The organism is Orrella marina, from assembly GCF_003058465.1.
Classification (GTDB): domain Bacteria; phylum Pseudomonadota; class Gammaproteobacteria; order Burkholderiales; family Burkholderiaceae_B; genus Algicoccus; species Algicoccus marinus.
The window spans coordinates 1,551,826-1,575,882 of record NZ_CP028901.1; the positions used below are offsets into that span (position 1 = coordinate 1,551,826).

The window sequence follows — 24,057 nt, forward strand, 5'->3', positions numbered from 1 at the left end:
ACAAGTCATTCGTCCTGAAGTTCCCGGGCAAATTTGAGTCCGGCAGCAAAGTCGACCACCCGCTGCAATCCGAGCCAGACCGTTTTGACGCCGGGCTCCCCATCCCCCTTGCGACCCAGGAATCCGCCGAGCATGGCAATCAGGCGGATCACCTCATTGAGTTTAGGGGGTGACTTGGGCACTTTCTTGCGATTTAGAATGTATGCGGCCTGCCATTCGTCTTTTTCAAACAGCAGAGCTGCATCCAGATCCGGACAGGTTCTGCCCAGACGCATCAGTCGCGCAATGCGCCACGCCACCACCATGAACAAGGCCAGTGCCCGCTCCAGTCGATTCACGGTACTCAGCTGTAAGGCTTCGATCTTGCAGCCATTTTTCAACACATGAAAGAACAGTTCGATCTCCCATCGCGCCCGATACCAGTCAATCAGCTCAATGGCTGACTCGAGTGTTTGTGCCCCACGATTGGTGAGCAACCGCCACTCGACTGGCTTGACACCTTTGGGCGCCTCGTCTTCGCGTGCGACCAGGCAACTGACTTCGACTTCGCCACCCTTGCCATCGGCAATCATCAATCGTCGCGCCCAGATGCGTTGCCGCACTTCACGAGCCTTCTGGCCCTGGCGCGAGGGCATCGTAAAGCAGATACCTCCCAGTGGGTCGCCCTCGGTCACCGTCGACCACAGCATGCCACCATCCGGTAATGCCCGGTTGTGCTGCGAGCGGATCAGCCAGTCGGCCGGATGACCCAGATCCCGGGCCTGCGCCATCAGTGCTGCGATGTCAGCTTCGCGATCGGCCACATACACCAGCCGGGTCTCGGACAGAGTGGATGCCAGCTCTGCAACACAGCTGTAGCCATCGCTGCAGCGCGTACTCTCGGTGACGCCTGCTCGTTGGCCGCTCTCGTCGCGTGGCTCCCGTGCCCACATCCAGGCATCGAGCACGCCCAGTGGTTCACGCTCAGGGGTGACAGCATACGTGGGATGCAGATACATCCCGCGCTGTGCCTCATAGGACAACGGACCCAGCCCATCAATGCTCTGACCGTTGAAGTCCAGCTCCGTGGTGTCTTGCAGACATAGCACCACCTGATGCGCTCGCATGCGCGTCTCGGCACACTTCCAGTGCGGCGTCAGAATGTCTTCCCATCCGATCTCATCCTGCGCCAGAAACCGATAGGCCGCCTGGGTTTCAGCCCAGCCACCACACGCTTGCGGGATGTTCGCCATCGGATTGGCTGCCATTTACTCGGCCAGCAGCGCCGTATGTTTGTTCAGGCGCTTGTCGCCCAGATCGATATTCTTGAATTCATCTGCTGCCCAACTCACGCCATTCATCCGTAACTCAAAACAAAGTCAGTATGTTACGCACTATTCCTAAAGTTGTGTGTAATGGGATGCGCTGAATTGGCCCGCTGCCCTGATAATCTGACGCGTATCAGACAGACTCACCATTACGCAACTTGCGACGCTTCCTTTGCCGAAACACCACACCTAAGCGCCAGAGAAAGCTGATTCCAAAATAAAGCGCAACAGACGTTACTGTAGCGATGATGAATAACCCCGTAAAAAGTGGGGCTCCTACGTTACCAATGTGATCAAACCAGGACAAACTGTCAACACCCTCGGTCACTGCAGCAAGCCTCTGATCGATGGCTTCGTCACTAAGGTCAGACTCACCCAAACTCAATACGAGGTTCCCTAGTTTGTATGCCAGAAAATAGACTGGCGCGAACGTAAACGGGTTCGTAACCAGTGTACTGACCATTGCCATCGGCAGATTCGCCCTCAAAATAACGGCGAGTAAGGCCGCGGCGGGGATCTGGGCCAGCGGGATCAGTAAACCCATAAATACACCGATTGCACAGCCCAGTGCGATAGTTCGGCGGTTAGCTTGCCACAGACTTGGCTGGGTAAGTTTTGGGCCCAACCAACGTAACCATCGGTTATTTGCTACCTTTTCAGGGGCAGGCAGATATCGCTTTACAGACTTACCAAACATGAGTCCCCGTTATGGGCATGGATATTGATGAGGCGTGCCGTGCACGGAGGGTGAATTATCGCAGTTTCACTGCTGCCTGCAAGCGAATTTTAGCAACATCCTGATCGCGATCACTCCAGCGAATACACGAACGTACTGACAACACGCAAGCGCTTGCCTATTGTCATACCGGAGGAATACTCATCCGTACCATCATCGTCCAGAATCTGGATGCTACCCTGATTGGCCTGCTTGATCTTGCCAAGCTTGGCACCTGCATCTGCAGCGAATTTTTCCGCTTGTTCGGCAGCGTTCTTCACTGCCTGTTCAAGCAACAAAGGCTTGATGTCATTGAAACCGCGCAACAGATAACGCGGTGCCCCGCCATTCGGGCCATCAGAAGAAATCTGAACGCCCGCCTGAATCAAAGGGTCGAGTTGATTGGATATCCTCGAGACTTCCTCGACCTGGCTTGTGCGAACAACAACCGAGCCTTGACCGGTATACCTGAAAGTAAAACCGTCCTGCTGGCCGTACTCCCTTGCCATCAGATCTGTCATCTGCAAGGACCGAGCTTCGATATCCTGCTCACTAAAGCCCTGGTTTTTCAGAAATGAAACAACCTCTTCACGATCTTTCATCAGAACCTGCTGTAGTTCCTGATACGTCTGAGAGGCTCTGCGAAATGAAATCACCCAGATCGCGTAATCACTTCTGGCATCCTTCTCGGCAAGCCCTTTAATCGTGATGTATCGGTCCGCCTTGCGAAATCCCTCGACACCCTGTCCGACAAACCAGCCAGCACCGGCCAGACCGGCTGCCACAATGATAGCGGGTATCCATTTCTGTACCAGAGCTGACATGGTTCATCCCTCCTGCTGCCTGCGAACTTGCAGGCCAAACCCAGGTTTATTGACCTTCGAGAAAACTACGCAACTTGTCAGCCCGACTCGGGTGACGCAATTTGCGCAGTGCCTTGGCTTCGATCTGACGGATCCGTTCACGTGTCACATCGAACTGCTTACCAACTTCTTCAAGTGTCTGATCAGAGCTCATCTCAACACCGAAACGCATCCGCAACACTTTTGCTTCACGTGGTGTAAGCGAATCAAGGACCTCCTTGACCACATCGCGCATGGATCCGTGCAAGGCAGCATCCGAAGGTGCAAGTGTTGCCAGATCTTCAATGAAATCGCCGAGATGGGAGTCATCATCGTCCCCGATCGGTGTCTCCATCGAAATCGGCTCTTTGGCAATCTTCAGAATTTTTCGGATCTTGTCTTCAGGCATATCCATCTTGGCTGCCAGTGTTGCTGGATCAGGCTCTGCACCCGTTTCCTGCAGAATCTGGCGGCTGATCCGATTCATCTTGTTGATCGTCTCGATCATGTGAACCGGAATACGAATCGTACGAGCCTGATCCGCAATCGAGCGAGTGATCGCCTGGCGGATCCACCAGGTCGCATAGGTTGAGAACTTGTAACCACGACGGTATTCAAACTTGTCCACAGCCTTCATCAACCCGATGTTGCCTTCCTGAATCAAATCCAGAAACTGCAGACCGCGATTGGTGTACTTCTTGGCGATCGAGATCACCAGACGCAAGTTGGCTTCCGTCATCTCGCGCTTGGCCTTGCGTGCCTTGGCCTCACCAGTCGCCATGCGCTTGTTGACTTCCTTGAGATCCTTCAACGGCAAAACCACGCGGGTCTGCAAATCGATCAGCTTCTGCTGGAGTTCCTGCACAGCAGGAATATGGCGCTCGAGCACATCTGAATAGGCATGCCCGGCCTCGACTTCACGAAGGACCCAGTCAAGATTGGTTTCGTTACCCGGAAATACTTTGATAAAGTACGCACGTGACATCCCTGCCCGTTGCACGCAGGTATAGAGCACAGCGCGCTCAAGTTCACGCACCTCTTCTACTTGCCCACGCAATGTGTCAGCAAGGCGCTCGACCATCTTGGCTGTGAAGCGGATGCCCATCATTTCCTTCTGGATGGCCTCCTGGGCTGCCAGGTAACCAGCAGACTTGTAACCCTCACTCTGATAGGCTTGGCGCATTTTTTCAAACTGCTTGCCAACGATGCTGAACTTGTCCAGCGCCTGTACCCGGAGGTCTTCAAGCTGCTTGCTGCTCATGCCCCCGGCAGGACCATCATCGCCGGGGTCACTGACTCCAGCACCCGCATACTCGGAACCGTCATCAGGGTCTACCAGACCATCCACAATTTCGTCAATCTGTGCAGCGCCTTCGTGTACGCGCTGAACATGGCTGAGGATCTCGTTGATCGTAGTCGGGCAAGCCGAGATTGCCATCACCATATGCTTGAGGCCATCCTCGATTCGCTTGGCAATCTCGATCTCGCCTTCACGGGTCAGCAACTCGACCGTACCCATTTCGCGCATGTACATACGAACTGGATCTGTTGTTCGACCGAAGTCTGAATCAACCGTTGTCAGCGCGGCATCAGCCTCGTCCTCAACGTCGTCATCGTTGCTCGCCATGGGCGCGTTCTCGCTCATGAGCAGCGTCTCGGCGTCTGGTGCCTGATCATAGACCGCGATGCCCATGTCGCTAAAAGTACTGATGATGCCGTCGATCGCCTCGGCGTCGACAAGGTCATCTGGCAGATGATCGTTGATCTCGCCGTAGGTGAGATAACCACGATCCTTGCCCAGTTTGATCAGCTGTTTGAGGCGGTTACGACGGGCTTCGTACTCTTCTGGCGTGAGAGGACCTTTGGAGATGATGTCTCGCGGATCGCCCTTGCCACGCTTGCCACGCTTGACAGGCTTGATATCAGGAATCACCTCACCGTCATCATTGTCCAGTCCGTCATCGAAGTCCTGATCGACACTGGCGTTCTTGGCAGGACGACCTGGACGGCGCCCCGTCGACTTGGCTGCGCGCTTCTTGCGAACCGGAGCAGCCGCCTCTAAGTCATCACCATCAAAATCGTCATCACTCGAGGAGCTAGTCGCACTCGCCTTGCGACGGGTTGCCGTCTTCTCTGTTGATGCTGCTGATTTGGCGGTCTTGCTGGCAGCTCGTGTCGTTTTGGTGGCACGGGCGGTCTTGGTCGCGGTTGTCTTGGTAGCCGTCGTCTTGCGCGCAGTTTTGGTGGCCTTCACTGCCTTCGTGGTCGCTGTTTTGGCGGTCACGTCGTTATCTTCGCTGGATGTTGCCTTGGATTGTGACTTCATAGTGTCCTTCGAACTTATTCTGGCTTTGGCTGCATGCCGGTCAGGTTGCAGCACTGACTCGATTTGAGAAATGGACCCGCTTCCGGGGCCTGTATCGCCCGGCGAACGTTTTCTGGCGGATTGGTCTGTAGCAGAAGGAGCTTTTCTGGTGGTCGTCCGGCGTCGCACTGTCGTCATCATAGCCCTGTCAAATGAGTCTCTTGATACGTACATCTACAACTGCAAACAAACCGCCCGACCGATTTCATTCATGACCTGGATTGAAATCAACTCAAGCCGTCACGGTCCAGGCGCAACCCTGTCCCAGCCGGAGCCACTGAGGCCCAGTCGAGACAAAGCACCGCTCAGGCCTCATTACGAAAAGAAAGCATTCATACACGAATACGACACAAGTCGTCTCTCATACAAACGCTTTCGATCTCGCGAACGCCCGACGTCTCCTTCATACGCTTCGCTTCCCGTTATGTCGTCTCGATTGTCAGCCACTTTTGACTATGAAGTCAGTGGGAGAGCAGACCTCGCAAGCATTGGCGGGTGTGCTGACATCCCAGCGGATTTATCTGGCTGAACCTGAAGGACGATTGCGGCTTGCCGCAACCAACAATAGAAACGGAGAAATGACTTCTGATTGTACCTGAGGTCATCCGCGTTTTGTTGGTCCCGGAGCTTACGGAAAAATCAACGTATTTTTATTAGACTCTGAATGCGTCTTGAAAGTTCCTGATAGCGCGTCCTGGCAGACTCACTGTCGAGTCCATGTTCAACCAGTCTGGCCTGTTCGGCTTTGAGACTATCAAGTTCGATGCGCTGCAAAGCATCTTCCCATTCAGCCTGGGGATCAGGCAAGTCAGCCTGCCCCATCAGATCTGCCGACAGCCCCTTCAGGACCTCGGTCAGATCCGCATCGGGATCAGAGGCTTCAATCAGAGCCCCAAGATGGGAAGCCGAACTGGACTGTGCTAAGAGAATGAAATCCCTGACCAACTCAAGGTGCGCTCCATTATCCAGCACTTCAAGCTGTTGTTCACCAACTGACTTCGCAAGTTCAGGGTGCGCAAGCAGCAGGGTGAGCAGTCGTCTGGCAAGTGAAGTCACGGAACGCTTGTGTGGTCGCGAAGGTGCCTCAAAATCCGACATCACCGACCCTCTATCTCTTCGCCGGGGAGAGTCACTTTCAGCGTCTCGCTGACTGTGCAGGCGACTGTCCTGCGACACATACGGCTCCGACCCGGTTGCTGCGCCTGGTCGTCGCCCAGGTGCGATCAGGCGCTTGTTCAACGTACCAGTCAACGCCTGCTCGAGCTCCTGGCTAGTGAGCCTGACCAGATGCGCAAATTCGTTCATGATCTGCCTCTTGATCGCACTATCAGGAATCTCGGCAAACAACGGTGCCGCCTCATGAATGCATGCAGAACGTCCTTCAGGCTCATCAAGACGGTGTCTGCCTGAAAGCTCCTGAAGGAGAAATCCGGACAAGGCGACCGATTCGTCCAGGCAAGCACGAAATGCCGCCTGACCGAACGCCCTGATATAGCTATCAGGATCGTGTTCAGCCGGCAAAAACAAGAACCGCACAGACAGATCATCACGTAAAATCGGCAACGCAGCCTGCAGTGCACGCCAGGCAGCTCGACGGCCTGCAGCATCACCATCAAAACTAAAAACGATTCGATCCGTAAATCTCACCAGCTTGCGCAGATGCTCGGGAGTCGTCGCCGTGCCAAGCGTCGCTACAGCGTTCTCGACACCAAGCTGCGCCAGTCCGACAACATCCATGTACCCTTCGACAACGATCGCCTCGCGCGCTCGGGAAATTGCCTGTCGCGCCTCCCATAGCCCATAAAGCTCGCTTCCCTTGTTAAAAACAGGGGTTTCCGGGGAGTTGAGATATTTGGGCTCACCCTTGCCAATAATGCGCCCACCAAACCCGATCAGCTCACCTTTCTGATTACGAATCGGAAACATGATTCGCCCTCTGAACCGATCGTAGCGTCGACCGTCATCAGATTCAATCACCAGTCCAGCTTCAACAAGGATCGGATCGTCGTATCGAGCAAATACGCTTGACAGCCCCTGCCGCTCGTCCGGTGCCCAGCCCAGCCCGAAGCGAGCTGCGATCTGGCCAGTCAACCCTCGCTGCTTTAGATACTGAATCGCGGGCTCAGACGAGCGCAACGACTGCCGGTAAGAATGGCTTGCAGAGTCAAGCACACGCGTGTGCGCATTACGTTCATCACGACGTTGAGCGGACCGCTGCCGGGCGGCAGGTGACTGCTTCTCTTGGGGAATTTGCAGGCCTACGCTCTGTGCCAGAGTCTCTACAGCCTGCGGAAAGCTTGCGCCTGTATGCTCCATAAGGAACGTGATGGCGCTACCGTGCGCCCCGCACCCAAAACAGTGATAAAACTGCTTGGTGGGACTTACGGTAAAGGAAGGGGACTTTTCTTTATGAAAGGGGCACAAACCCATCAGGTTTGCGCCACCTTTACGCAACTGCACGTAACGACCCACGACGTCTACGACGTCGACCCGGGCCAGCAGTGACTGAATGAAGGAGTCGGGTATCAACTCGGGTTCAAGTCAAGCGCTATCACCAAGGCACGCGCCAGAGCTCGTGCCCGCGATCAGTACATGCGCGGAGGCAGTTGCTGGCTACGAATGCGCTTGTAATGGCGCTTCACCGCAGCAGCGTGCTTACGCTTGCGCTCAGCTGTTGGCTTCTCATAGAACTCACGCGCACGCAGTTCGGTCAGGAGGCCGGTTTTTTCAATGGTGCGCTTAAAGCGACGCAGAGCGGCTTCGAACGGTTCATTTTCTTTCAGACGGACAATAGGCATATAAGGTCTTGTGATTACGTTAAGGTTGCGATTGGATAGCCCGTGACTATAACATACACAAGCACAGGAAGGCTAGCTTTTGTGACAGATCAGGGCTTCTTCCAGATTCACAAACACATCTGCACTGGAGTTATCCTGGCAAACTTGCGCAAAGGTTGCGCTCGGTCGCCCTGAAGTGTGGCCCCAAAGACATAAAGTCAGTCTCGATTGTGGGCATGGCGCAATTCATTCAGCGTCAGGGTATCGTACGACTCAAATGGCTGATGAATCCAGGGGTTGTTCTCAAGGTACTGGGCATGGTAATCCGGTGACACGACAGAATGCGATTTCCACCAGACAACGGCGCTGCGTAATTCCGTAATGCGCGGATAGGCTGATAGCAAGTGGCCACGCACCTTACCAAACGTCAGACCAGTATCCACCATATCGTCGACAAGCAGAACCCTTCCCTCCGGACTACCGTACGCCATGGAAATGTATGGCGCAATATCCAGTTGCCCCTGGTCTTTTCCTGCATTCTCACGATAGCTACTGGCTGACAGGATGGCCAGCGGAATACGATAAAGACGCGACAACACGTCTCCCACTCGCATACCACCTCTAGCCAGACAGATGATCTGGTCGAACTCCCACCCTGACTTATAAATAGTCAAGGCGAGTTGCTCAATCAGCTTGTTGTACTGATCCCAACTAATCCAGATATCCTGGGGAGTATCGGGCTGTTGTGCCATCGAATCAACCTTTGAACGGGTGTCTCAACAGAATTGTCTCGTCCCGATCCGGCCCTGTGGACACGATATCGATCGGTACTTCGCATACTTCCGAAATACGCATCAGGTACTGACGCGCATTGGCTGGAAGTTTATCAAATTCTGTGACACCCACCGTTGATTCCGACCAGCCTGGCAACTCTTCGAATACCGGCTCGACCTGGCTGACCGCGTGCGCACCAAACGGCAACAATTCTGTAAACTGGCCATCGACTCGATAACCAACACCAAGACGAATCGCTTCCAGACCGTCAAGCACATCGAGCTTGGTAATACAAAGACCGCTCACACCGTTGACCTGGACAGACCGTTTGAGCGCGGCACCATCAAACCAGCCACAACGTCGGGCGCGTCCAGTAACCGAACCGAACTCTTTGCCGACACTGGCAAGCCGTGCGCCAACTTCATCATCAAGCTCGGTGGGGAATGGTCCAGAACCAACCCGGGTCGCATACGCCTTGGTAATACCAAGCACATACTGAAGCGACTGCGGACCGACACCAGCCCCCGCTGCTGCAGCACCTGCCACACAATTGCTACTTGTGACATAAGGGTAGGTCCCATGATCGATATCCAGAAGAGCACCCTGAGCGCCCTCGAACAACAGACTGCCACCATCCTTCTGAATCCGGTTAAGCTCAGCACTGACATCTGTGACCATGGGAGCAAGCCGCTCCGCAAGCGCCATCGCCTGATCGAACACCTCATCAGCTGAAACCGCGTCCGCTTTCAAATACTGAGTCAGTACAAAATTGTGGAGATCAAGGACCTCTTCGAGCTGACTGCGGAAATGATCAGGCCTGAACAGGTCCTGCACTCGCAAGGCACGTCGTGCGACCTTGTCCTCGTAAGCAGGGCCGATTCCGCGTCCGGTCGTACCGATCTTTCCAGCCCCTTTACGCACCTCGCGAGCCTGATCAAGTGCCACATGATATGGAAGGATGAGCGGACAAGCCTGACTGATCTTCAAGCGGGTACGAACATCAAGCCCGGCAAGCTCAAGCTCCTCTATCTCGCCCAGCAAAGCCTGGGGTGAGAGAACCACACCATTCCCGATAAAACAATGCTTGTCCTCGTGCATGATCCCTGAGGGAATCAATCGCAGAATCGTCTTTCGCCCCTTGATCCACAGCGTGTGACCTGCGTTATGACCACCCTGGAACCGCACGACACCCTGTGCAGATTCGGCAAGCCAGTCAACAATCTTTCCTTTTCCTTCGTCACCCCACTGAGTGCCGATCACGACAACATTCTTACCCATAATGATATTCACTCAAACCCAAAACGGTTATCAGTTCAACGGCCTGACGATCCAGCGGCCGCCCACATTTGCCAGCTCACGGTCAATTTCAAATTCTGCATGTTCGGCACATTCATGCGGCAGCAACTGCACTACGATCTCGCCGGAATCTCGAAGCTTGTCGATCGACTTGTTCAACTCCGCATCATAGCCCGCAGGTGCGAGAACAGCGCGGACAGGTGCAGCAGGCTCAAGCAATGCTGCCAGACGACGAAGGTCAAGACTGAATCCTGTCGCCGCTCGTGCACGGCCGTAAGCCATGCTGATATTGTCATAGCGCCCGCCACGAACCAGCGCATCGTGCCAGTTAGGCGCATAGAACATGAAAGTCACTCCCGAATGGTATCCATACTGGCCGGCATCCGCCAGATCGATACTCAGGGATGTCATATCCAGTCCGGCCAGCAAGGCCTCCAGCGTCTGCAAGGCTTGCGTAACCTCTGGCAAGGGAGGCAAGTGCTCTCTGGCAGACTCCAGAACCTCAACCCCCCCATTCAACCGGGCAAGCCAGTGCAGAGCCTCAACCGTCTGTCCGAGCAACCCGCCCTCGATGTCAGCCAGGCCGGAGATGCCCGGCAGATCCTTGTCACGCAGCAGGGATATGATCTCATCCGCACGCGCAACCGCGGCGGAATCCGAGTTAATGATGGCCTGAATCAAACCATCATGGCAAAGAACCAGATGGCTATTCGTGATTCCTGCCTTGCTCAAGGTCGCAATAGCCAGTCGGATAATTTCAAGATCAGCCTGAAACCCCGAATAACCATAGATCTCGGCCCCGATCTGCAACAACTCACGACTTGCAAGCAGACCATTCGGACGAGTGTGCAACACCGGCCCACAGTAGCATAAACGGGTGACACCCTGACGGTTCAACAGGTGAGCATCGATGCGCGTGGCCTGCGGAGTCATGTCTGCGCGCAAACCAAGCGTACGTCCAGAGAGCTGATCAACAAGCTTGAAGGTACGCAGACGAAGGTCCTCTCCCGCACCTGCGAGCAGAGAATCAAGATACTCAACCATTGGAGCAGATACAGTCTCGAAGCCGTAGGTACGAAAAAGGTCCAGCAAAGACCGACGCAATTCTTCAACGCGCCGTGCTTCGGCAGGTAACACATCTGCCAGATGTTCAGGTAGTAGCCAGTGGCCGTTCATGTCAAACGAGTCCCGGTTCCGAATTCAGTTCCTGTTGCAAACCATGACCCTGCCTCATCTGCCTGTGCAGGCCGAAGCAAACAATCCCTGATTTGCAGGAAAAACAAAAGAAAAGCGGCTTGGGGAAGAACCCAACAAGCCGCCACTTCACACCTATTCCTAGGCTTGCAGCGCATTATAACGTGCACAACAAACCTCGCAGTGCATCAGGCCATGCGCCCGCGAGATTTCTCTGCACGGGCGCGAGGTCGAGATCACCGGACTGACGCTGGCACCACCCCACCCGTGGCCGACTTCATGTAACGGAAGAAATCTGAACTCGGATCAACCACCATCACGTCACTCTGTTTGCCAAATGCCTCACGGTACGCTTCAAGACTTCTATAGAAGCTGAAGAAATCCGAGTCCTGACCATAAGCCTTTCTATAAAGCTCTGCGGCCTGGGCGTCACCTTCACCCATGATGGACTGAGCACGGGCATACGCCTCGGCAAGTATCTGCTGCCTTTCACGATCGGCACTGGCACGAATCTTCTCGCCTTCGGCCGCACCAATCGAACGCAGTTCGTTTGCAACACGCAGACGCTCAGATTCCATACGCCTGAAGACAGACTCGGCGATCTCAGGAGCGAACTCGATTCGCATAAGACGCACATCCACGACTTCTACACCAAGTGGCTCCGCACGACGTTTCACGTTCTCAAGCACTTCAGTCATGATGACATCACGCTCAAGGGCAACAACATCCTTGACGGTGCGGATGTTCACCGACGCGTTAAGCGCATCTCGAATCTGGGCCTGCAAGCGGGCGATCGCTGCACGCTCGTTACCCGCAAAGGTCACATAGTAGAGACGGGGATCCGCAATCCTCCACTTTACGAACGAGTCGATCAACAGGTTCTTCTTCTCGGACGTCTGAATCCGCTCAGGCTCCTGAAAGCTGATGGTCAGCAGCCGCCGATCAAGCATCACAACGTTCTGGAACGGTGGGGGTAGCTTGAAATGCAGACCGGGGTCACGAATCACGCGCTTGACTTCACCCAAAGCAAAGACCAAGGCATAGTTACGCTCGCCGACCGTGAACATCATGCTCGACAATAGCCCACCAATCAACGCAATCGCGACCAGCAAGGCAGTCAATTTGTTACTCATTCATAGACTCCTTAACGAGCTGTGCGATCACGCGAAAGCGTGTTCGGATAGTTCTCGGATAGCGTCGGTCGACCCGTGCTATTTGATCGTGCCGGCATCGAGGTTGTCGATTGTGGCGTCGATGCTGCTGGCGTCATCGTACTAGCTGGCTGAGTCATGTTTCTCGACGACTCGGCACCCGCTGCCGCTTGCTGCATGATTCGATCCAATGGCAGATAAAGCATGTTATTGCTCTGCTCGGTATCGATAAACACTTTGCTGGAACGCTGGAACACATCCTCCATAGTCATCAGATACATATTTTCTCTGAGCACGCCAGGAGACTGACGATACTGCATGAGTACGCTCAGGAAACGGGCGGTATCACCTTGCGCGTCACCCACGATTCGAGCACGATAGCCCTCTGCCTCTTCAAGCATTCGAGATGCCTGACCGCGAGCGAGCGGGACAACCTGATTCTTGTAGGCTTCCCCTTCGTTGATCTGACGCTCACGATCCTGACCGGCTTTAACCGCATCATCAAAAGCAGCCTGCACCTGCTCGGGCGGCTGAACGTTCTGAATGGCCACGCTACTGATAAGGATTCCCGTCTGATAACGGTCCAGAATCTGTTGCATCAGATTCTGGACACTCGACGCAACTTGAGTACGACCTTCGTAGAGGACAAAGTCCATGGTTCGACGACCCACGATCTCACGCATGGAGCTTTGAGCTGTCTGATGGACAGAATCATCCGGGTCACGCGTCTTGAACAGGTAATCAGGTGCTCCGTTGGGCTGCACGCGATACTGAACCACAAACTGAACATCGACGATGTTCTCATCCTCGGTCAGCATTAACCCTTCGGATGGGACCTTGTTGCGCGCATTGCCACGAAAACCGCTTTCATAGGTCCTCAACTGGGACACATCCACGATTTCCTGTGCCTGGATCGGATACGGCATACGCCACTGGAAGCCAGGCTGAGCTGTACTCTTATATGCACCAAACTGGGTGATCACCGCTACCTGACCTTCCTGGACGATAAAAAAACCGCTTCCAAGCCATAGCAGTATGCCACCAGCCACAACGATGCCAAACCCTGCCTTAGCCTGCCTTGGCGTCGGGCCAGAAGGTCCTCCGTCTGATGGCCCGCGTGGACGACCGCCCCCTGCTCCCCCCTTGCCAAACAGATTACTCAGTTTGCGGTTGAAGTCACTCCAGACCTGATCCAGATCAGGTGGACCGTCCTGCTTGGGGCGCTTGGGCGGTTCCGATCCATTCTGACCGCCCGAACCGCGGCCCCAGCCGGGATCATTCAAATTGAAAATTCTCGTTAGAAGTCGCATGGTTTCCTGAAGATGATGCAAATTCGGCTATAGACTGCCGCAAAAGGTCCAGGCCCTGGCGTTGCCGCGCGCTGATGTAAACCTTTCGAATCGTACCATGTGCGTCACGCTCTACCCTTGGTTCCAGGCCAGTGCTGTCGATCTTGTTATAGACCAGAATCTGAGGAATCTGGTTCGCACCAATTTCCTCCAGAACCTGCTGCACCTGAAATATCTGCTCATCACGCTGCTCACTGGATGCGTCAACGACATGCAGCAACAAGTCAGCATGAACAGCTTCTTCGAGCGTGGCCCTAAAAGCCGCAATGAGCGTGTGAGGAAGATCGCGAATAAATCCGACGGTATCAGACAGTGTGACCTGACCTGCCCCTTCGATCCAGACTCGCCTCGTCGTGGTGTCGAGTGTCGCGAACAACTGGTCGGCTGCATAGGCACCGGCACGCGTCATTGCGTTAAATAGAGTAGATTTTCCCGCGTTGGTATAACCGACCAAGGAAACAGAGAGCGTCGGTCCCTTTGCACGCGCACGTCGCTGGGTCGCCCGCTGCCTCTGAACTTTTTCGAGACGCTCCTTGAGCATCTTGACCTTCGTCCCGATCATACGGCGGTCCATCTCTAGCTGTGATTCGCCTGGTCCGCGCATGCCGATTCCACCGCGCTGCCGCTCAAGGTGAGTCCAGAGTCTTGTCAGGCGAGTCGCCAAATGCTGCAACTGGGCGAGCTCAACCTGCAGCTTGCCTTCATGACTTTGGGCTCTCAACGCAAAGATATCGAGGATCAATGCGACACGGTCAACGACTCGAACACCGAGTTTTCGCTCAAGGTTACGCTGCTGGGCGGGCGACAAGGGCTGATCGAACAGCACAATATCCGCCTGTGCAAGACTACATAGTTCGACCGCCTCTTGAACTTTTCCGGTACCGATAAAATACGCTGCGTCGGGACGATCACGCCGGACAGTAATGTCTGCACACAGTTGCGCACCTGCACTCTTGGCGAGCAGCTCAAACTCTTCATGCTGGGCCAGATAGTCCGGATGTCCCAGATCTACGCCAATCACCAAAGCGCGCATTGACACTCTCTCACACTGGCCCCGGTTAAACCGTGAAAGTTAACTTGCCTCATTGGCCTCCAGAGGCAAGGAAACCGGCTTGGCAGGAACGACCGTGGAGATGGCATGTTTGTATACCATCTGAGTCACCGTATTTCGCAACAATACGACATACTGATCAAATGACTCAATGTGGCCCTGAAGCTTGATTCCGTTCACCAGATAAATTGAGACGGGAATGTGTTCTTTTCTTAAAACATTCAGGAAGGGATCCTGCAGGGTCTGCCCCTTGTTGCTCATTGATAACTCCAATGTGTAGTAATTATTCTGGAAATAGTGGTGCCTAAACCCAATGCAGGGAAAAGCGATTCGATTCTAATGAATTTTTAGGAAAATCGCTTTCCAGCCCTGTCAGGGTTTCACACACGCAATCAGTGCCTCAATCAGACACCGACACTGCTCCGGAGTTCCAACTGTGATACGTAGGAAATCACGAATTCTGGGCTTATTGAAGTGGCGCACCAGAATTGCCCGCTCCCGCAGCCAGGCGGCTAGATCTTCACCTTTGTGATCGGGATGCCGAGCGAGCAAGAAATTGGTGCTTGATGGCAAAACCTCAAAGCCTAATTCCCGCAATGATTGCCTCAAGGACTCTCTCGTTTCGATTACCTGACGACATGCCGCCTCGAAGTAGGCGTCATCCTCAATTGCTGCAAGTGCTCCAGCCTGAGCCAGGCTGTCAAGAGGATAGGAATTGAAACTGTTCTTGACGCGCTCAAGCCCGTCAATCAACTCCGCAGATCCCATCGCATATCCGACACGCAACCCTGCAAGCGAGCGAGATTTGGAAAATGTATGTACAACCAGCAGATTTGGATGATCAGAGATGAGTGAAACAGCACTCTGCGCACCAAAATCAACGTACGCCTCGTCAACCACAACCGGTATATCAGGGTTTCCACTCAGGATATCCTTGATCTGCCCTAGATTGAGGGCATGCCCCGTAGGAGCATTTGGATTTGCAATAATGATGGCACCAGCCTGAACCTCGGCCTGACCTGGAAAATAATCTTCCGCGCGAATCTGAAACTGCTCATCAAGCGGAACAAAGTGATAGTCAATCCCGTACAACCGGCAGTACGTTGGATAGAAACCATACGTCAGATCAGGCAGAAAAAGCGGTCGGTCCTGCTTGAGCAACCCGTAAAAAACGTGTGCAAGCACTTCATCCGAACCATTGCCAAGAAACACGTTAGCAGCAGCAAGCCCGTACCGGCGGGCAATCGCCTGAGTCAGGGCAGTCGCATTGGGATCAGGGTACAGACGCAACGATGCAGTACTCGCTTGGGCGATCGCCTCCAGCACCCGAGGCGAAGGCCCGAGCGGATGCTCGTTAGTATTGAGCTTGATGAGATTGTGCACCAATGGCTGCTCACCCGGAACATATGGGTCAAGTGAACTGACTGACCGGCTCCAAAAACGACTCATGTTATGAATTACGCATCCACGTAAGGGTTATAGGAGGATTTGAACTCGATTCTCAATGGCGTACCAGCAAGCTCAAACGCATCCCTGAAACGCGCCTCCAAATATCTGCGATAAGAATCGGATATGGAATCCAGCGCATTGCCATGGATGATTATACGGGGAGGATTTTGCCCCCCTGGTGTGCGTAGCGCATTTTCGGGCGGAATATTCCTTTTCTTGGCGGCGGTTGCTGTTCAACAGCATCCTGCAGGACCCGCGTAAGCCTGGGGGTTGACAGTTTCGTGAAGGCGGCCGCGTGGGCCGTGTTGACAGCGCGAAGCACCGCATTGACGCCCTGACCCCGCAAAGCGGAGATGTGATGAACCTTGGCAAACGACAGAAAACGCAGTTTGCGCTCGTACTCTCTCAGCACCCGCTCGCGCTGGTCGCTATCGATGTTGTCCCATTTGTTAATGGCAATGACAAGCGCCCTTCCAGACTCTAGGATAAATCCGGCAATATGTGCATCCTGATCCGAGATCTCGGCTTGGGCATCCAGCATGAGCAAGACCACGTTACATGCCTCGATCGCCTGCAACGTCTTGATTACTGAGAATTTCTCGACTGCCTCGAACACCTTGCCACGCCTGCGCAGACCCGCCGTGTCAATGAGCGTGTACTTTTTACCCTGTCGTTCAAACTCAATTTCTATCGCGTCCCGGGTGGTTCCTGGCATGTCAAATGCAATAACACGGTTCTCACCCACCAGAGTATTGATCAGTGTGGACTTTCCAACGTTGGGCCTGCCCACCACGGCTAGCTTGATCCGGTGATCGACCGGCAGATCCGGATCAACTGGCTCTTCCTCGACCTGAGGAAACTCTGCCAATGCTCGCTCGATCAGGTCAACGACCCCGTCACCGTGAGACGCTGAAATGGCATGCGGCTCTCCCAGACCCAGCTCGTGAAACTCGGCCACAGCAGCATTGTGCGACATGCCTTCGGCTTTATTTACACACAAGATAGCCTTCTGTCCGGTTTTCCTCAGCATGGCCGCAATCTCGTGATCGAGCGCGTTCAGACCATTACGCGCATCAACCAGAAAAATGACCACATCTGATTCGGCGATCGCCTGCTCGGTCTGTCGTGCCATATGAGACAGAATGCCTGTCTTGGCAACTGGCTCGAACCCTCCTGTGTCAACGACGATAAAAGGCTTGTCGCCGACACGCCCCTCCCCGTAATGACGATCGCGGGTCAGGCCGGAAAAATCCGCGACAAGCGCTGCCCTCGAACGCGTCAGGCGGTTAAAAAGTGTCGACTTTCCGACATTGGGACGACCCACCAGGGTCACTACAGGCTTAAAGATCACGGATCAATTCACTCGAATCATGGCAAGCGAACTATCGCCCGCCTGCACCAACACGCCTTGGGATGTTTCCTGTGCAGGCGCAATCATTGCCCCCCCACCGATTGGCAAACGCCCAAGTGGCTCACCATTTTCTGTCGAAAGCAGGTGAACCTGACCTTCGAGGTCCCCCACCACTATCACACCCATACTCACTGCAGGCTCGTTAAGCTTACGGTTACGCAGCGTATCCTGCCGCCACACAACTTCGCCATCCACAATGGAAAGCGCGACGATGCTGTCACGGGAGTTCGGAATGTACAGCTTTTGGGAATCTGCACCCATTCCGACCACGCTTGAGAAGTTCTGGGTCCACAACGTCACACCGCCCTCTTCCAGGTTAAAGCAGGAAGCCCTGCCCTGGTAAGCGACGGCACACAATCGATCACCTTGAACAATCGGAATGCCAACAACATCATTGACCCGATCCAGATCACTTGCTCCATAGGGCACAGCAACGATTCCCTCCCACACCACAGCACCAATAACTGGCTCCACTGCGAGCAGGCGTCCTCCGGGCATCCCCACGAGGACCAAATTTTGCACCATCGTCATGCGGGTCGGTGCCCTCAAAGCCAGCGTCGGACCTGGTCTCTGAAAGTTCCAGATCCGATCACCATTCTCCACGTTGAAGGCCTGAATCCGGTAGTCGCCTGAACGAACAATCACAACACCTTTACCAACCCAGGGAGGCACACCCACCTCGCTGGTCGCTTGTTCGCGCCATTTTTCTTCGCCTTGGGCATCAAGAGCAACCACCTCGCCCTGAGGCGTCACAACCACTACAGTCTCGCCATCAGAACCCACACCTGCCTGAAGCTTTGGTGCGACGGTTTTCGTCCAGACCGTGGCGCCAGTAGCGAGATCCACTCGTGTGACAACACCGTTGGCCGCGGCAGCATAAACGGAGTCACCCACGACTGCCGGGGCAAACCCGAAACCTGTGCCCACACCAACCGGGGCACGCCAGACAATCGCCCCTTGTGATGTCGCACTCGAAAGCGGAACTAATGGTGCGGGATCATTTCTTGTGTCGCGAGAGCCAAACCATGAACATCCCGAAGCGACTAACGCTGTCACAAGGACCAGGCCGCGAACTACCGATCTCAGAGAATCTGTACGAAACATATTAATCAGGCACCTGAGGTTTCAATTTTCAGTTGGACGATGCTGATGAGCGGATTGGCTGCCCCCAGCAACTCTAGAGCACGCCCCCACTGCGCTTTCGCTGCCTTGACATCACCCTTGGCCAGCAACACATCGCCACGACGATCCGCAAAAACCCCTTCAAATGAGGGTGGTGGCTCATCCAGCAAAGCGAGTGCGTCATCAAATTTTTTCTGATCCATCAGCAAACCAGCCAGACGCAGGCGTGCGATCGGCGCAAACGCCTCATGCTCACTGCGTGCCAGCCAGGCAAGCGCCGCCTCGGCCCCGGCATTATTACCGTCACGCGCCAGAGCATCTCCAGCCACGAGAGCAGCCCGGGCTGCATAGTCGGTTGCGGGAAAGTCAGACTGCAAGGTTGTCATAGCGGCCTGCACCCTGTTGACAGACTCCGGCGAATCCATCTGGGTCGAAGCCTTTTGCAGCGCTTCGAAGTAACCCCTGGCCTGAGTCGCCTGATGGTTTTGATACCAGTTCCATCCCTGCCAGCCAAGAACAACTGCCAGAGCCAATGACAGGAGCAGCAAGGTCAACGTGCCGTACTTGCTCCACCAGGCTTTCAACTGTTCAATTTGTTCCTGCTCTTCCAGATCGTATGCCATGCACTTGAACCTTATCTAATTCACTATTTCTGCAAATCTTGTTCGGCCCTTTTTGTCCAAACAAGATATTCATGTATTGAAGTCCTGGTCTGACCAGACCACATGCCCTCAACCGATAATCTGCCTTTGAAGATACGCCGGCACATCAGCAAACCATACGCTTGCCTGATCGCCCTGTATCGCCTCGCCCGCACGGCGCAACGTCTTGACTGACGCCTGACCTGACTCGATTTCCGACTCGCCTAGAATAACCGCAATTGCAGCCTGGCTGTGATCCGCTCTGCGCATCTGGGCCTTGAAGCTGCCAGACCCCGCATGAACAATGACTCGCATACCCGCATCCCTGATAGCTTCACCAAGACGCAACGCCTGCGTCAACGCTGAATCCCCTTGGTGTACGACGTAGACATCACACTGAGGAGGTGCCCCCAGTTCCTGTGACTGCGACCACAGGTCGACCAGGCGTTCGAGTCCAATAGCGAAACCAACAGCCGGTGCCGGCTTTCCGCCAAGCAAAGATATCAGATCGTCGTAGCGCCCGCCTCCACAAACCGTTGCCTGGGCACCGAGTCGATCTGTCACCCATTCGAAAACCGTCAGATTGTAATAATCGAGCCCGCGAACCATTCTAGGATTGACCCGATAGGCAATCCCTGCATCGTCAAGACGATCACAAATGCTCTTGAAGTGCGCCCTTGACTCTTTGCCCAGAAAATCAAACAGCCTTGGCGCTGCGTTGGCCATTTCCTGCATGGCAGGATTCTTCGTATCAAGTACACGCAGAGGATTGGAATACATACGACGCAGACCGTCCTCGTCCAGCGTATCCTTGTGCGCTTCCAGATGAGCAATCAGCGCTGTCCGATGAGCCTGTCGTTCAGAAAGCTGACCAAGCGTGTTCAACTCCAGTTCGATACCATCAATACCCAGCATGCGCCAAAGACGCGCGGTCATCAGAATCATCTCGACATCGATATCTGGTCCGGCAAATCCCAGACCTTCCACGTCAAGCTGATGAAACTGGCGATAGCGTCCGCGCTGTGGTCGCTCATGCCTGAAAACAGGTCCAATGCTATAGATACGCTGAGGGCGTTCGTACAGGAGGTTATGCTCGATCGACGCCCGCACCACACCCGCCGTGAACTCGGGGCGCAATGTGAGCGACTCACCGTTAAGCGAATCGGTGAACGTGTACATCTCTTTCTCGACGATATCAGTGACCTCACCGATACCGCGTGTAAAAAGACGCGTGTGCTCCAGCACCGGGACCCGCATATTGCGATAGCCGTAAAGATGCAGCCACTTCTGCAAGGTCAACTCAAGCGCTTCCCACTGATGCGACACATCAGGAAGCAAGTCATTCATGCCACGAATGGCGGATACTTTCTTGAAACTTTCTGTCATCCTAATATACGGAAACGCTCGCCACTATCGCCTGGCGGCAGGTGATGCAAAGGCTCAGCCTACCCAGTATTCCCGTATCTCCTTTCAAAATATCTTTCTGTTTGAAACTCGAACCAAAACTGCTCTGTTCGCGCCAGGTGTCTGCACACACAAAAGATCGGGCTTGTCATGCACATCTACCCACGTCGATGGAACCAAGTCGGCCGCCTTCAGCCTGAGAGCGTCTTAGGCGTTGGCCTTTGACCCATATCGCCGCTGAACATAGTCCTGGACAATTGCCTGAAATTCCTGGGCAATTCCATCCCCTTTGAGCGTTACAGTTCTGACGCCATCCACGAATACGGGTGCCGCCGGCATCTCGCCAGTTCCTGGCAGGCTGATACCGATATCAGCGTGACGGCTCTCGCCAGGTCCGTTGACCACACATCCCATCACGGCCACATTCATGCTCTCAACCCCCGGATACTTAGAACGCCAGACGGGCATCTGCACACGCAGATAACTCTGAATCTGATCGGCAAGCTCCTGAAAAAATGAGCTACTCGTGCGACCACAGCCAGGACATGCAATCACCATCGGTGTAAAAGCCCGCAACCCCATGGTCTGCAGTATTTCCTGAGCAACAACCACCTCACGGCAGCGGTCTCCGCCTGGCTCCGGTGTCAAAGAGATCCGAATCGTATCTCCAATACCTTCTTGCAAGAGCACGCTTAAAGCGGCCGTGGATGCCACAATTCCCTTAGATCCCATTCCGGCCTCGGTCAGACCGAGATGCAATGGGTAGTCACATCGGCTTGAAAGTTCGCGGTAAACAGCAATCAGGTCCTGAACATGACTAACCTTGCATGAGAGCACGATCGCGTTGCCAGGTAGCCCGAGTTCCTCGGCACGCTGCGCATTGTTGATCGCCGAGACGACCAAAGCCTCTCGCATCACTGCCTGCGCATCACGTGGTCTGGACAAACCACTGTTCTCATCCATCATGCGTGCCAGCAGTTCCTGATCAAGACTTCCCCAGTTCACCCCGATCCGGACTGGTTTATCCCAGCGGCAGGCTACCTCGATCATTTGCGCAAAATTGTCGTCGCGTCGCTTACCTCCACCCATATTGCCAGGATTGATACGATACTTTGACAAGGCCTGCGCGCACTCGGGGTACTGGGTCAGTAATTTATGTCCGTTGAAATGAAAATCCCCACAGAGAGGAACACTTACACCCATTCTGTCGAGTTGGTCGCGAATGACAGGAACCTCTCTTGCAGCCTCTGGCGAATTAACCGTGATGCGAACGATCTCCGATCCGGCCAGCGCAAGCTCCTTAACCTGTATCGCAGTTGCAATGGCGTCGGCAGTATCCGTATTCGTCATCGACTGCACGACCACAGGCGAATCACCCCCAATCTGCACACGATGGTCACCCCACTCACATGTGACGGAACGGGTCTTTCTACGCGATGCTGGCCCAACAACGGTGTCGTGGCTGTTTGCGATCAAGCCTGTCATTCAAATAATCCTCTCACCCACTCTGGCAGCATTGTCCGGGGCAGGATGCCCTGCCAGATTGCGATAGCAAGCACCACCACCACCACCAGGATAATGATCAGCATCCAGGGCCATGACCGGTGAGACTCCACCTGCTCCATCGTCATACCCAGGCCAGGGCCTGACGAGTGCTGACGGGCAATCGTGGAACCACCTCGCACATCCTGTTTCGGCAACAAAGGCTCGATGGACATCATGTCCACACCGAGCAGACGACTATAATTCTTGGCCAGCGTTCTCAGCCCAATGCCATTCGGAAGCGCATCCCACTGTCCGTTCTCAAATGCTTCGACCTGTCGGGGTGCAAACTTTAGCCGGGCTGAAACATCTTCGAGACTCAGGCCCCTGGACTGGCGGATGGCTTTGAGTGCCGCCAACGCGTTGCCAGGTACTTCCGACATCGGCTCAGATGCCACCTTTAAAGGATTCTCGAGCTCACCCTGGTCGCTCATGAAGACTTCTCCACCATACGAATCGGTTGTAAACCAGCCGCAGCCAGACGTTTCTCGGCAAGTCGCGTGCGGTCTTTCACTTCTCCGGCAAGCTGACCGCAAGCTGCGTCAATATCATCGCCACGTGTCTTGCGAACAGTTGTCACCACACCAGCAGACTGCAGGCGATCAGCAAACTCTCTTACTCTGGACAGAGGAGAGCGACGCAATCCGGACTGCGGAAACGGATTGAAGGGTATCAAATTCAGTTTGCATGACACTTGTCTGGAGATTTCAATCAGTTGCTCGGCATGCTCGGGCTGATCATTGACTCCGTCAAGCATCACATACTCAAATGTAATGAAATCACGCGGCGCATGCACAAGATAATTACGACAGGACTCAAGCAGATCCACCAAGGGATACTTTCTGTTCAAAGGAACGAGTCGATCACGAAGCTCATCATTTGGCGCGTGCAATGAAACAGCCAGAGCAACCGGGCAGTCAAGTGCCAGTCGATCCATCATAGGGACAACTCCGGAGGTCGACACAGTCACTCGGCGCCGTGAAAGCCCCCAGGCGTTGTCCGCCAGCATCAGACGCAGAGCACCGAGCACGGCGTCGTAATTGAGCAGAGGCTCTCCCATGCCCATGAACACAACATTGGTGATGATGCGTGGATCCGGAGAGCCCGAACCACCGTCCTCATCCTGATTGATGCCTGCCTGCAGACGCGTGACCGCTCCGGTGGCTGACAATTCATGTCGCGCCCACCAGAGCTGACCAATGATTTCTGCGGTCGTCAAGTTACGGTTGAAACCCTGATGACCAGTGGAGCAAAACGGGCAGGCTACAGTACAACCTGCCTGACTCGATATGCAAAGGGTACCGCGGTCATCCTCAGGGATAAAAACCGTCTCCACTGCATTCGCCTGTCCGACATCAAAGAGCCATTTGCGAGTCGAATCAGTAGAGACATGACGTGACACCACCGACGGAGCCTGAATCACACACTGTTCTTGCAATCTGGCTCGGAATGCCTTGGCCAGATCGGTCATCTGGTCAAACTCGGACACCCCCCGCTGGTGAATCCAGCGCAAGAGCTGGCGAGCCCTGAACGGCTTGTCGCCCCACTGAGCCACCATCTCGGCCAGTCTGGCTGAATCCATCCCCATCAGGTTGATTGGTTGCGTCGACATGAGGCTTTCCGGTTTGACTTTTAAAGAATGTAGGGTGCTGGACGGTATTGATTTT

19 protein-coding genes and 2 pseudogenes are annotated in these 24,057 nt (G+C 54.5%); all 21 read right to left on the reverse strand.

Annotation, left to right across the window (positions count from 1 at the left end):
• Nucleotides 1–5 precede the first annotated feature (5 nt).
• Nucleotides 6–1,340: pseudogene (locus DBV39_RS06950) on the reverse strand (IS4 family transposase).
• Between the two features lie 100 nt (nt 1,341–1,440).
• A complete protein-coding gene (locus DBV39_RS06955) occupies nt 1,441–2,004 on the reverse strand; it encodes a DUF2062 domain-containing protein (protein ID WP_108620917.1) in 564 nt (187 codons plus the stop codon).
• Between the two features lie 110 nt (nt 2,005–2,114).
• Nucleotides 2,115–2,846, reverse strand: coding sequence for an SIMPL domain-containing protein (locus DBV39_RS06960; protein WP_108620918.1), 732 nt, complete (start codon nt 2,844–2,846; stop codon nt 2,115–2,117).
• A gap of 46 nt (nt 2,847–2,892) precedes the next feature.
• Nucleotides 2,893–5,190, reverse strand: coding sequence for an RNA polymerase sigma factor RpoD (rpoD, locus tag DBV39_RS06965; RefSeq protein ID WP_108620919.1), 2,298 nt, complete (start codon nt 5,188–5,190; stop codon nt 2,893–2,895).
• 678 nt (nt 5,191–5,868) lie between these two features.
• Nucleotides 5,869–7,758 carry a DNA primase gene (gene dnaG, locus DBV39_RS06975; protein ID WP_108620921.1) on the reverse strand — a complete coding sequence of 630 codons (1,890 nt, stop codon included), beginning with the start codon at nt 7,756–7,758 and terminating at the stop codon, nt 5,869–5,871.
• Nucleotides 7,759–7,814: 56 nt separating this feature from the next.
• The gene (gene rpsU, locus DBV39_RS06980) at nt 7,815–8,027 is read right to left on the reverse strand and encodes a 30S ribosomal protein S21 (protein WP_108620922.1); all 213 of its coding nucleotides are present in this window, start codon (nt 8,025–8,027) and stop codon (nt 7,815–7,817) included.
• A 197-nt stretch (nt 8,028–8,224) separates the two neighbouring features.
• Complete coding sequence (locus DBV39_RS06985; RefSeq protein WP_108620923.1) at nt 8,225–8,758, reverse strand: phosphoribosyltransferase; 534 nt, start codon at nt 8,756–8,758, stop codon at nt 8,225–8,227.
• 4 nt (nt 8,759–8,762) lie between these two features.
• Nucleotides 8,763–10,058 carry an adenylosuccinate synthase gene (locus DBV39_RS06990; RefSeq protein ID WP_193853053.1) on the reverse strand — a complete coding sequence of 432 codons (1,296 nt, stop codon included), beginning with the start codon at nt 10,056–10,058 and terminating at the stop codon, nt 8,763–8,765.
• Nucleotides 10,059–10,088: 30 nt separating this feature from the next.
• The gene (locus DBV39_RS06995; protein ID WP_108620924.1) at nt 10,089–11,252 is read right to left on the reverse strand and encodes an ATP phosphoribosyltransferase regulatory subunit; all 1,164 of its coding nucleotides are present in this window, start codon (nt 11,250–11,252) and stop codon (nt 10,089–10,091) included.
• Between the two features lie 254 nt (nt 11,253–11,506).
• The gene (gene hflC / locus DBV39_RS07000) at nt 11,507–12,403 is read right to left on the reverse strand and encodes a protease modulator HflC (protein WP_108620925.1); all 897 of its coding nucleotides are present in this window, start codon (nt 12,401–12,403) and stop codon (nt 11,507–11,509) included.
• Nucleotides 12,404–12,414: 11 nt separating this feature from the next.
• On the reverse strand, nt 12,415–13,731 hold the full coding sequence (gene hflK, locus DBV39_RS07005) for an FtsH protease activity modulator HflK (RefSeq protein ID WP_108620926.1): 1,317 nt from the start codon (nt 13,729–13,731) through the stop codon (nt 12,415–12,417).
• Nucleotides 13,697–14,803, reverse strand: a complete 1,107-nt coding sequence (gene hflX / locus DBV39_RS07010) for a GTPase HflX (protein WP_108620927.1) — start codon at nt 14,801–14,803, stop codon at nt 13,697–13,699. Before hflX ends, hflK begins: the two co-directional genes overlap by 35 nt.
• A gap of 39 nt (nt 14,804–14,842) precedes the next feature.
• Nucleotides 14,843–15,082, reverse strand: a complete 240-nt coding sequence (hfq, locus tag DBV39_RS07015) for an RNA chaperone Hfq (protein WP_108620928.1) — start codon at nt 15,080–15,082, stop codon at nt 14,843–14,845.
• A 111-nt stretch (nt 15,083–15,193) separates the two neighbouring features.
• Nucleotides 15,194–16,270, reverse strand: a complete 1,077-nt coding sequence (gene hisC / locus DBV39_RS07020; protein ID WP_108620929.1) for a histidinol-phosphate transaminase — start codon at nt 16,268–16,270, stop codon at nt 15,194–15,196.
• 8 nt (nt 16,271–16,278) lie between these two features.
• Nucleotides 16,279–17,552: pseudogene (gene der / locus DBV39_RS07025) on the reverse strand (ribosome biogenesis GTPase Der).
• Between the two features lie 72 nt (nt 17,553–17,624).
• A complete protein-coding gene (bamB, locus tag DBV39_RS07030) occupies nt 17,625–18,785 on the reverse strand; it encodes an outer membrane protein assembly factor BamB (protein WP_108620930.1) in 1,161 nt (386 codons plus the stop codon).
• Nucleotides 18,786–18,790: 5 nt separating this feature from the next.
• Nucleotides 18,791–19,426 carry a YfgM family protein gene (locus tag DBV39_RS07035; protein ID WP_108620931.1) on the reverse strand — a complete coding sequence of 212 codons (636 nt, stop codon included), beginning with the start codon at nt 19,424–19,426 and terminating at the stop codon, nt 18,791–18,793.
• Nucleotides 19,427–19,534: 108 nt separating this feature from the next.
• Entirely contained in the window at nt 19,535–20,830 is a 1,296-nt protein-coding gene (gene hisS / locus DBV39_RS07040) for a histidine--tRNA ligase (RefSeq protein ID WP_108620932.1), read from the reverse strand.
• Between the two features lie 225 nt (nt 20,831–21,055).
• On the reverse strand, nt 21,056–22,333 hold the full coding sequence (gene ispG / locus DBV39_RS07045; protein ID WP_108620933.1) for a flavodoxin-dependent (E)-4-hydroxy-3-methylbut-2-enyl-diphosphate synthase: 1,278 nt from the start codon (nt 22,331–22,333) through the stop codon (nt 21,056–21,058).
• A complete protein-coding gene (locus DBV39_RS07050) occupies nt 22,330–22,824 on the reverse strand; it encodes a helix-turn-helix domain-containing protein (RefSeq protein WP_108620934.1) in 495 nt (164 codons plus the stop codon). Before DBV39_RS07050 ends, ispG begins: the two co-directional genes overlap by 4 nt.
• Nucleotides 22,821–24,002 carry a 23S rRNA (adenine(2503)-C(2))-methyltransferase RlmN gene (gene rlmN, locus DBV39_RS07055; protein ID WP_108620935.1) on the reverse strand — a complete coding sequence of 394 codons (1,182 nt, stop codon included), beginning with the start codon at nt 24,000–24,002 and terminating at the stop codon, nt 22,821–22,823. Before rlmN ends, DBV39_RS07050 begins: the two co-directional genes overlap by 4 nt.
• Between the last annotated feature and the right edge of the window lie 55 nt (nt 24,003–24,057).

Bases quoted from the DNA above. Each gene is read 5' to 3' on its own strand.
- DBV39_RS06985 (WP_108620923.1), bottom strand. From the start codon at position 8,758: ATGGCACAACAGCCCGATACTCCCCAGGATATCTGGATTAGTTGGGAT.
- bamB (WP_108620930.1), bottom strand. From the start codon at position 18,785: ATGTTTCGTACAGATTCTCTGAGATCGGTAGTTCGCGGCCTGGTCCTT.
- hflK (WP_108620926.1), bottom strand. From the start codon at position 13,731: ATGCGACTTCTAACGAGAATTTTCAATTTGAATGATCCCGGCTGGGGC.
- rlmN (WP_108620935.1), bottom strand. From the start codon at position 24,002: ATGTCGACGCAACCAATCAACCTGATGGGGATGGATTCAGCCAGACTG.
- DBV39_RS06990 (WP_193853053.1), bottom strand. From the start codon at position 10,058: ATGGGTAAGAATGTTGTCGTGATCGGCACTCAGTGGGGTGACGAAGGA.
- DBV39_RS06960 (WP_108620918.1), bottom strand. From the start codon at position 2,846: ATGTCAGCTCTGGTACAGAAATGGATACCCGCTATCATTGTGGCAGCC.
- rpsU (WP_108620922.1), bottom strand. From the start codon at position 8,027: ATGCCTATTGTCCGTCTGAAAGAAAATGAACCGTTCGAAGCCGCTCTG.
- hisS (WP_108620932.1), bottom strand. From the start codon at position 20,830: ATGACAGAAAGTTTCAAGAAAGTATCCGCCATTCGTGGCATGAATGAC.
- DBV39_RS07050 (WP_108620934.1), bottom strand. From the start codon at position 22,824: ATGAGCGACCAGGGTGAGCTCGAGAATCCTTTAAAGGTGGCATCTGAG.
- hfq (WP_108620928.1), bottom strand. From the start codon at position 15,082: ATGAGCAACAAGGGGCAGACCCTGCAGGATCCCTTCCTGAATGTTTTA.
- hflX (WP_108620927.1), bottom strand. From the start codon at position 14,803: ATGCGCGCTTTGGTGATTGGCGTAGATCTGGGACATCCGGACTATCTG.
- hisC (WP_108620929.1), bottom strand. From the start codon at position 16,270: ATGAGTCGTTTTTGGAGCCGGTCAGTCAGTTCACTTGACCCATATGTT.
- ispG (WP_108620933.1), bottom strand. From the start codon at position 22,333: ATGACAGGCTTGATCGCAAACAGCCACGACACCGTTGTTGGGCCAGCA.
- DBV39_RS06995 (WP_108620924.1), bottom strand. From the start codon at position 11,252: ATGAACGGCCACTGGCTACTACCTGAACATCTGGCAGATGTGTTACCT.
- DBV39_RS07035 (WP_108620931.1), bottom strand. From the start codon at position 19,426: ATGGCATACGATCTGGAAGAGCAGGAACAAATTGAACAGTTGAAAGCC.
- rpoD (WP_108620919.1), bottom strand. From the start codon at position 5,190: ATGAAGTCACAATCCAAGGCAACATCCAGCGAAGATAACGACGTGACC.
- hflC (WP_108620925.1), bottom strand. From the start codon at position 12,403: ATGAGTAACAAATTGACTGCCTTGCTGGTCGCGATTGCGTTGATTGGT.
- DBV39_RS06955 (WP_108620917.1), bottom strand. From the start codon at position 2,004: ATGTTTGGTAAGTCTGTAAAGCGATATCTGCCTGCCCCTGAAAAGGTA.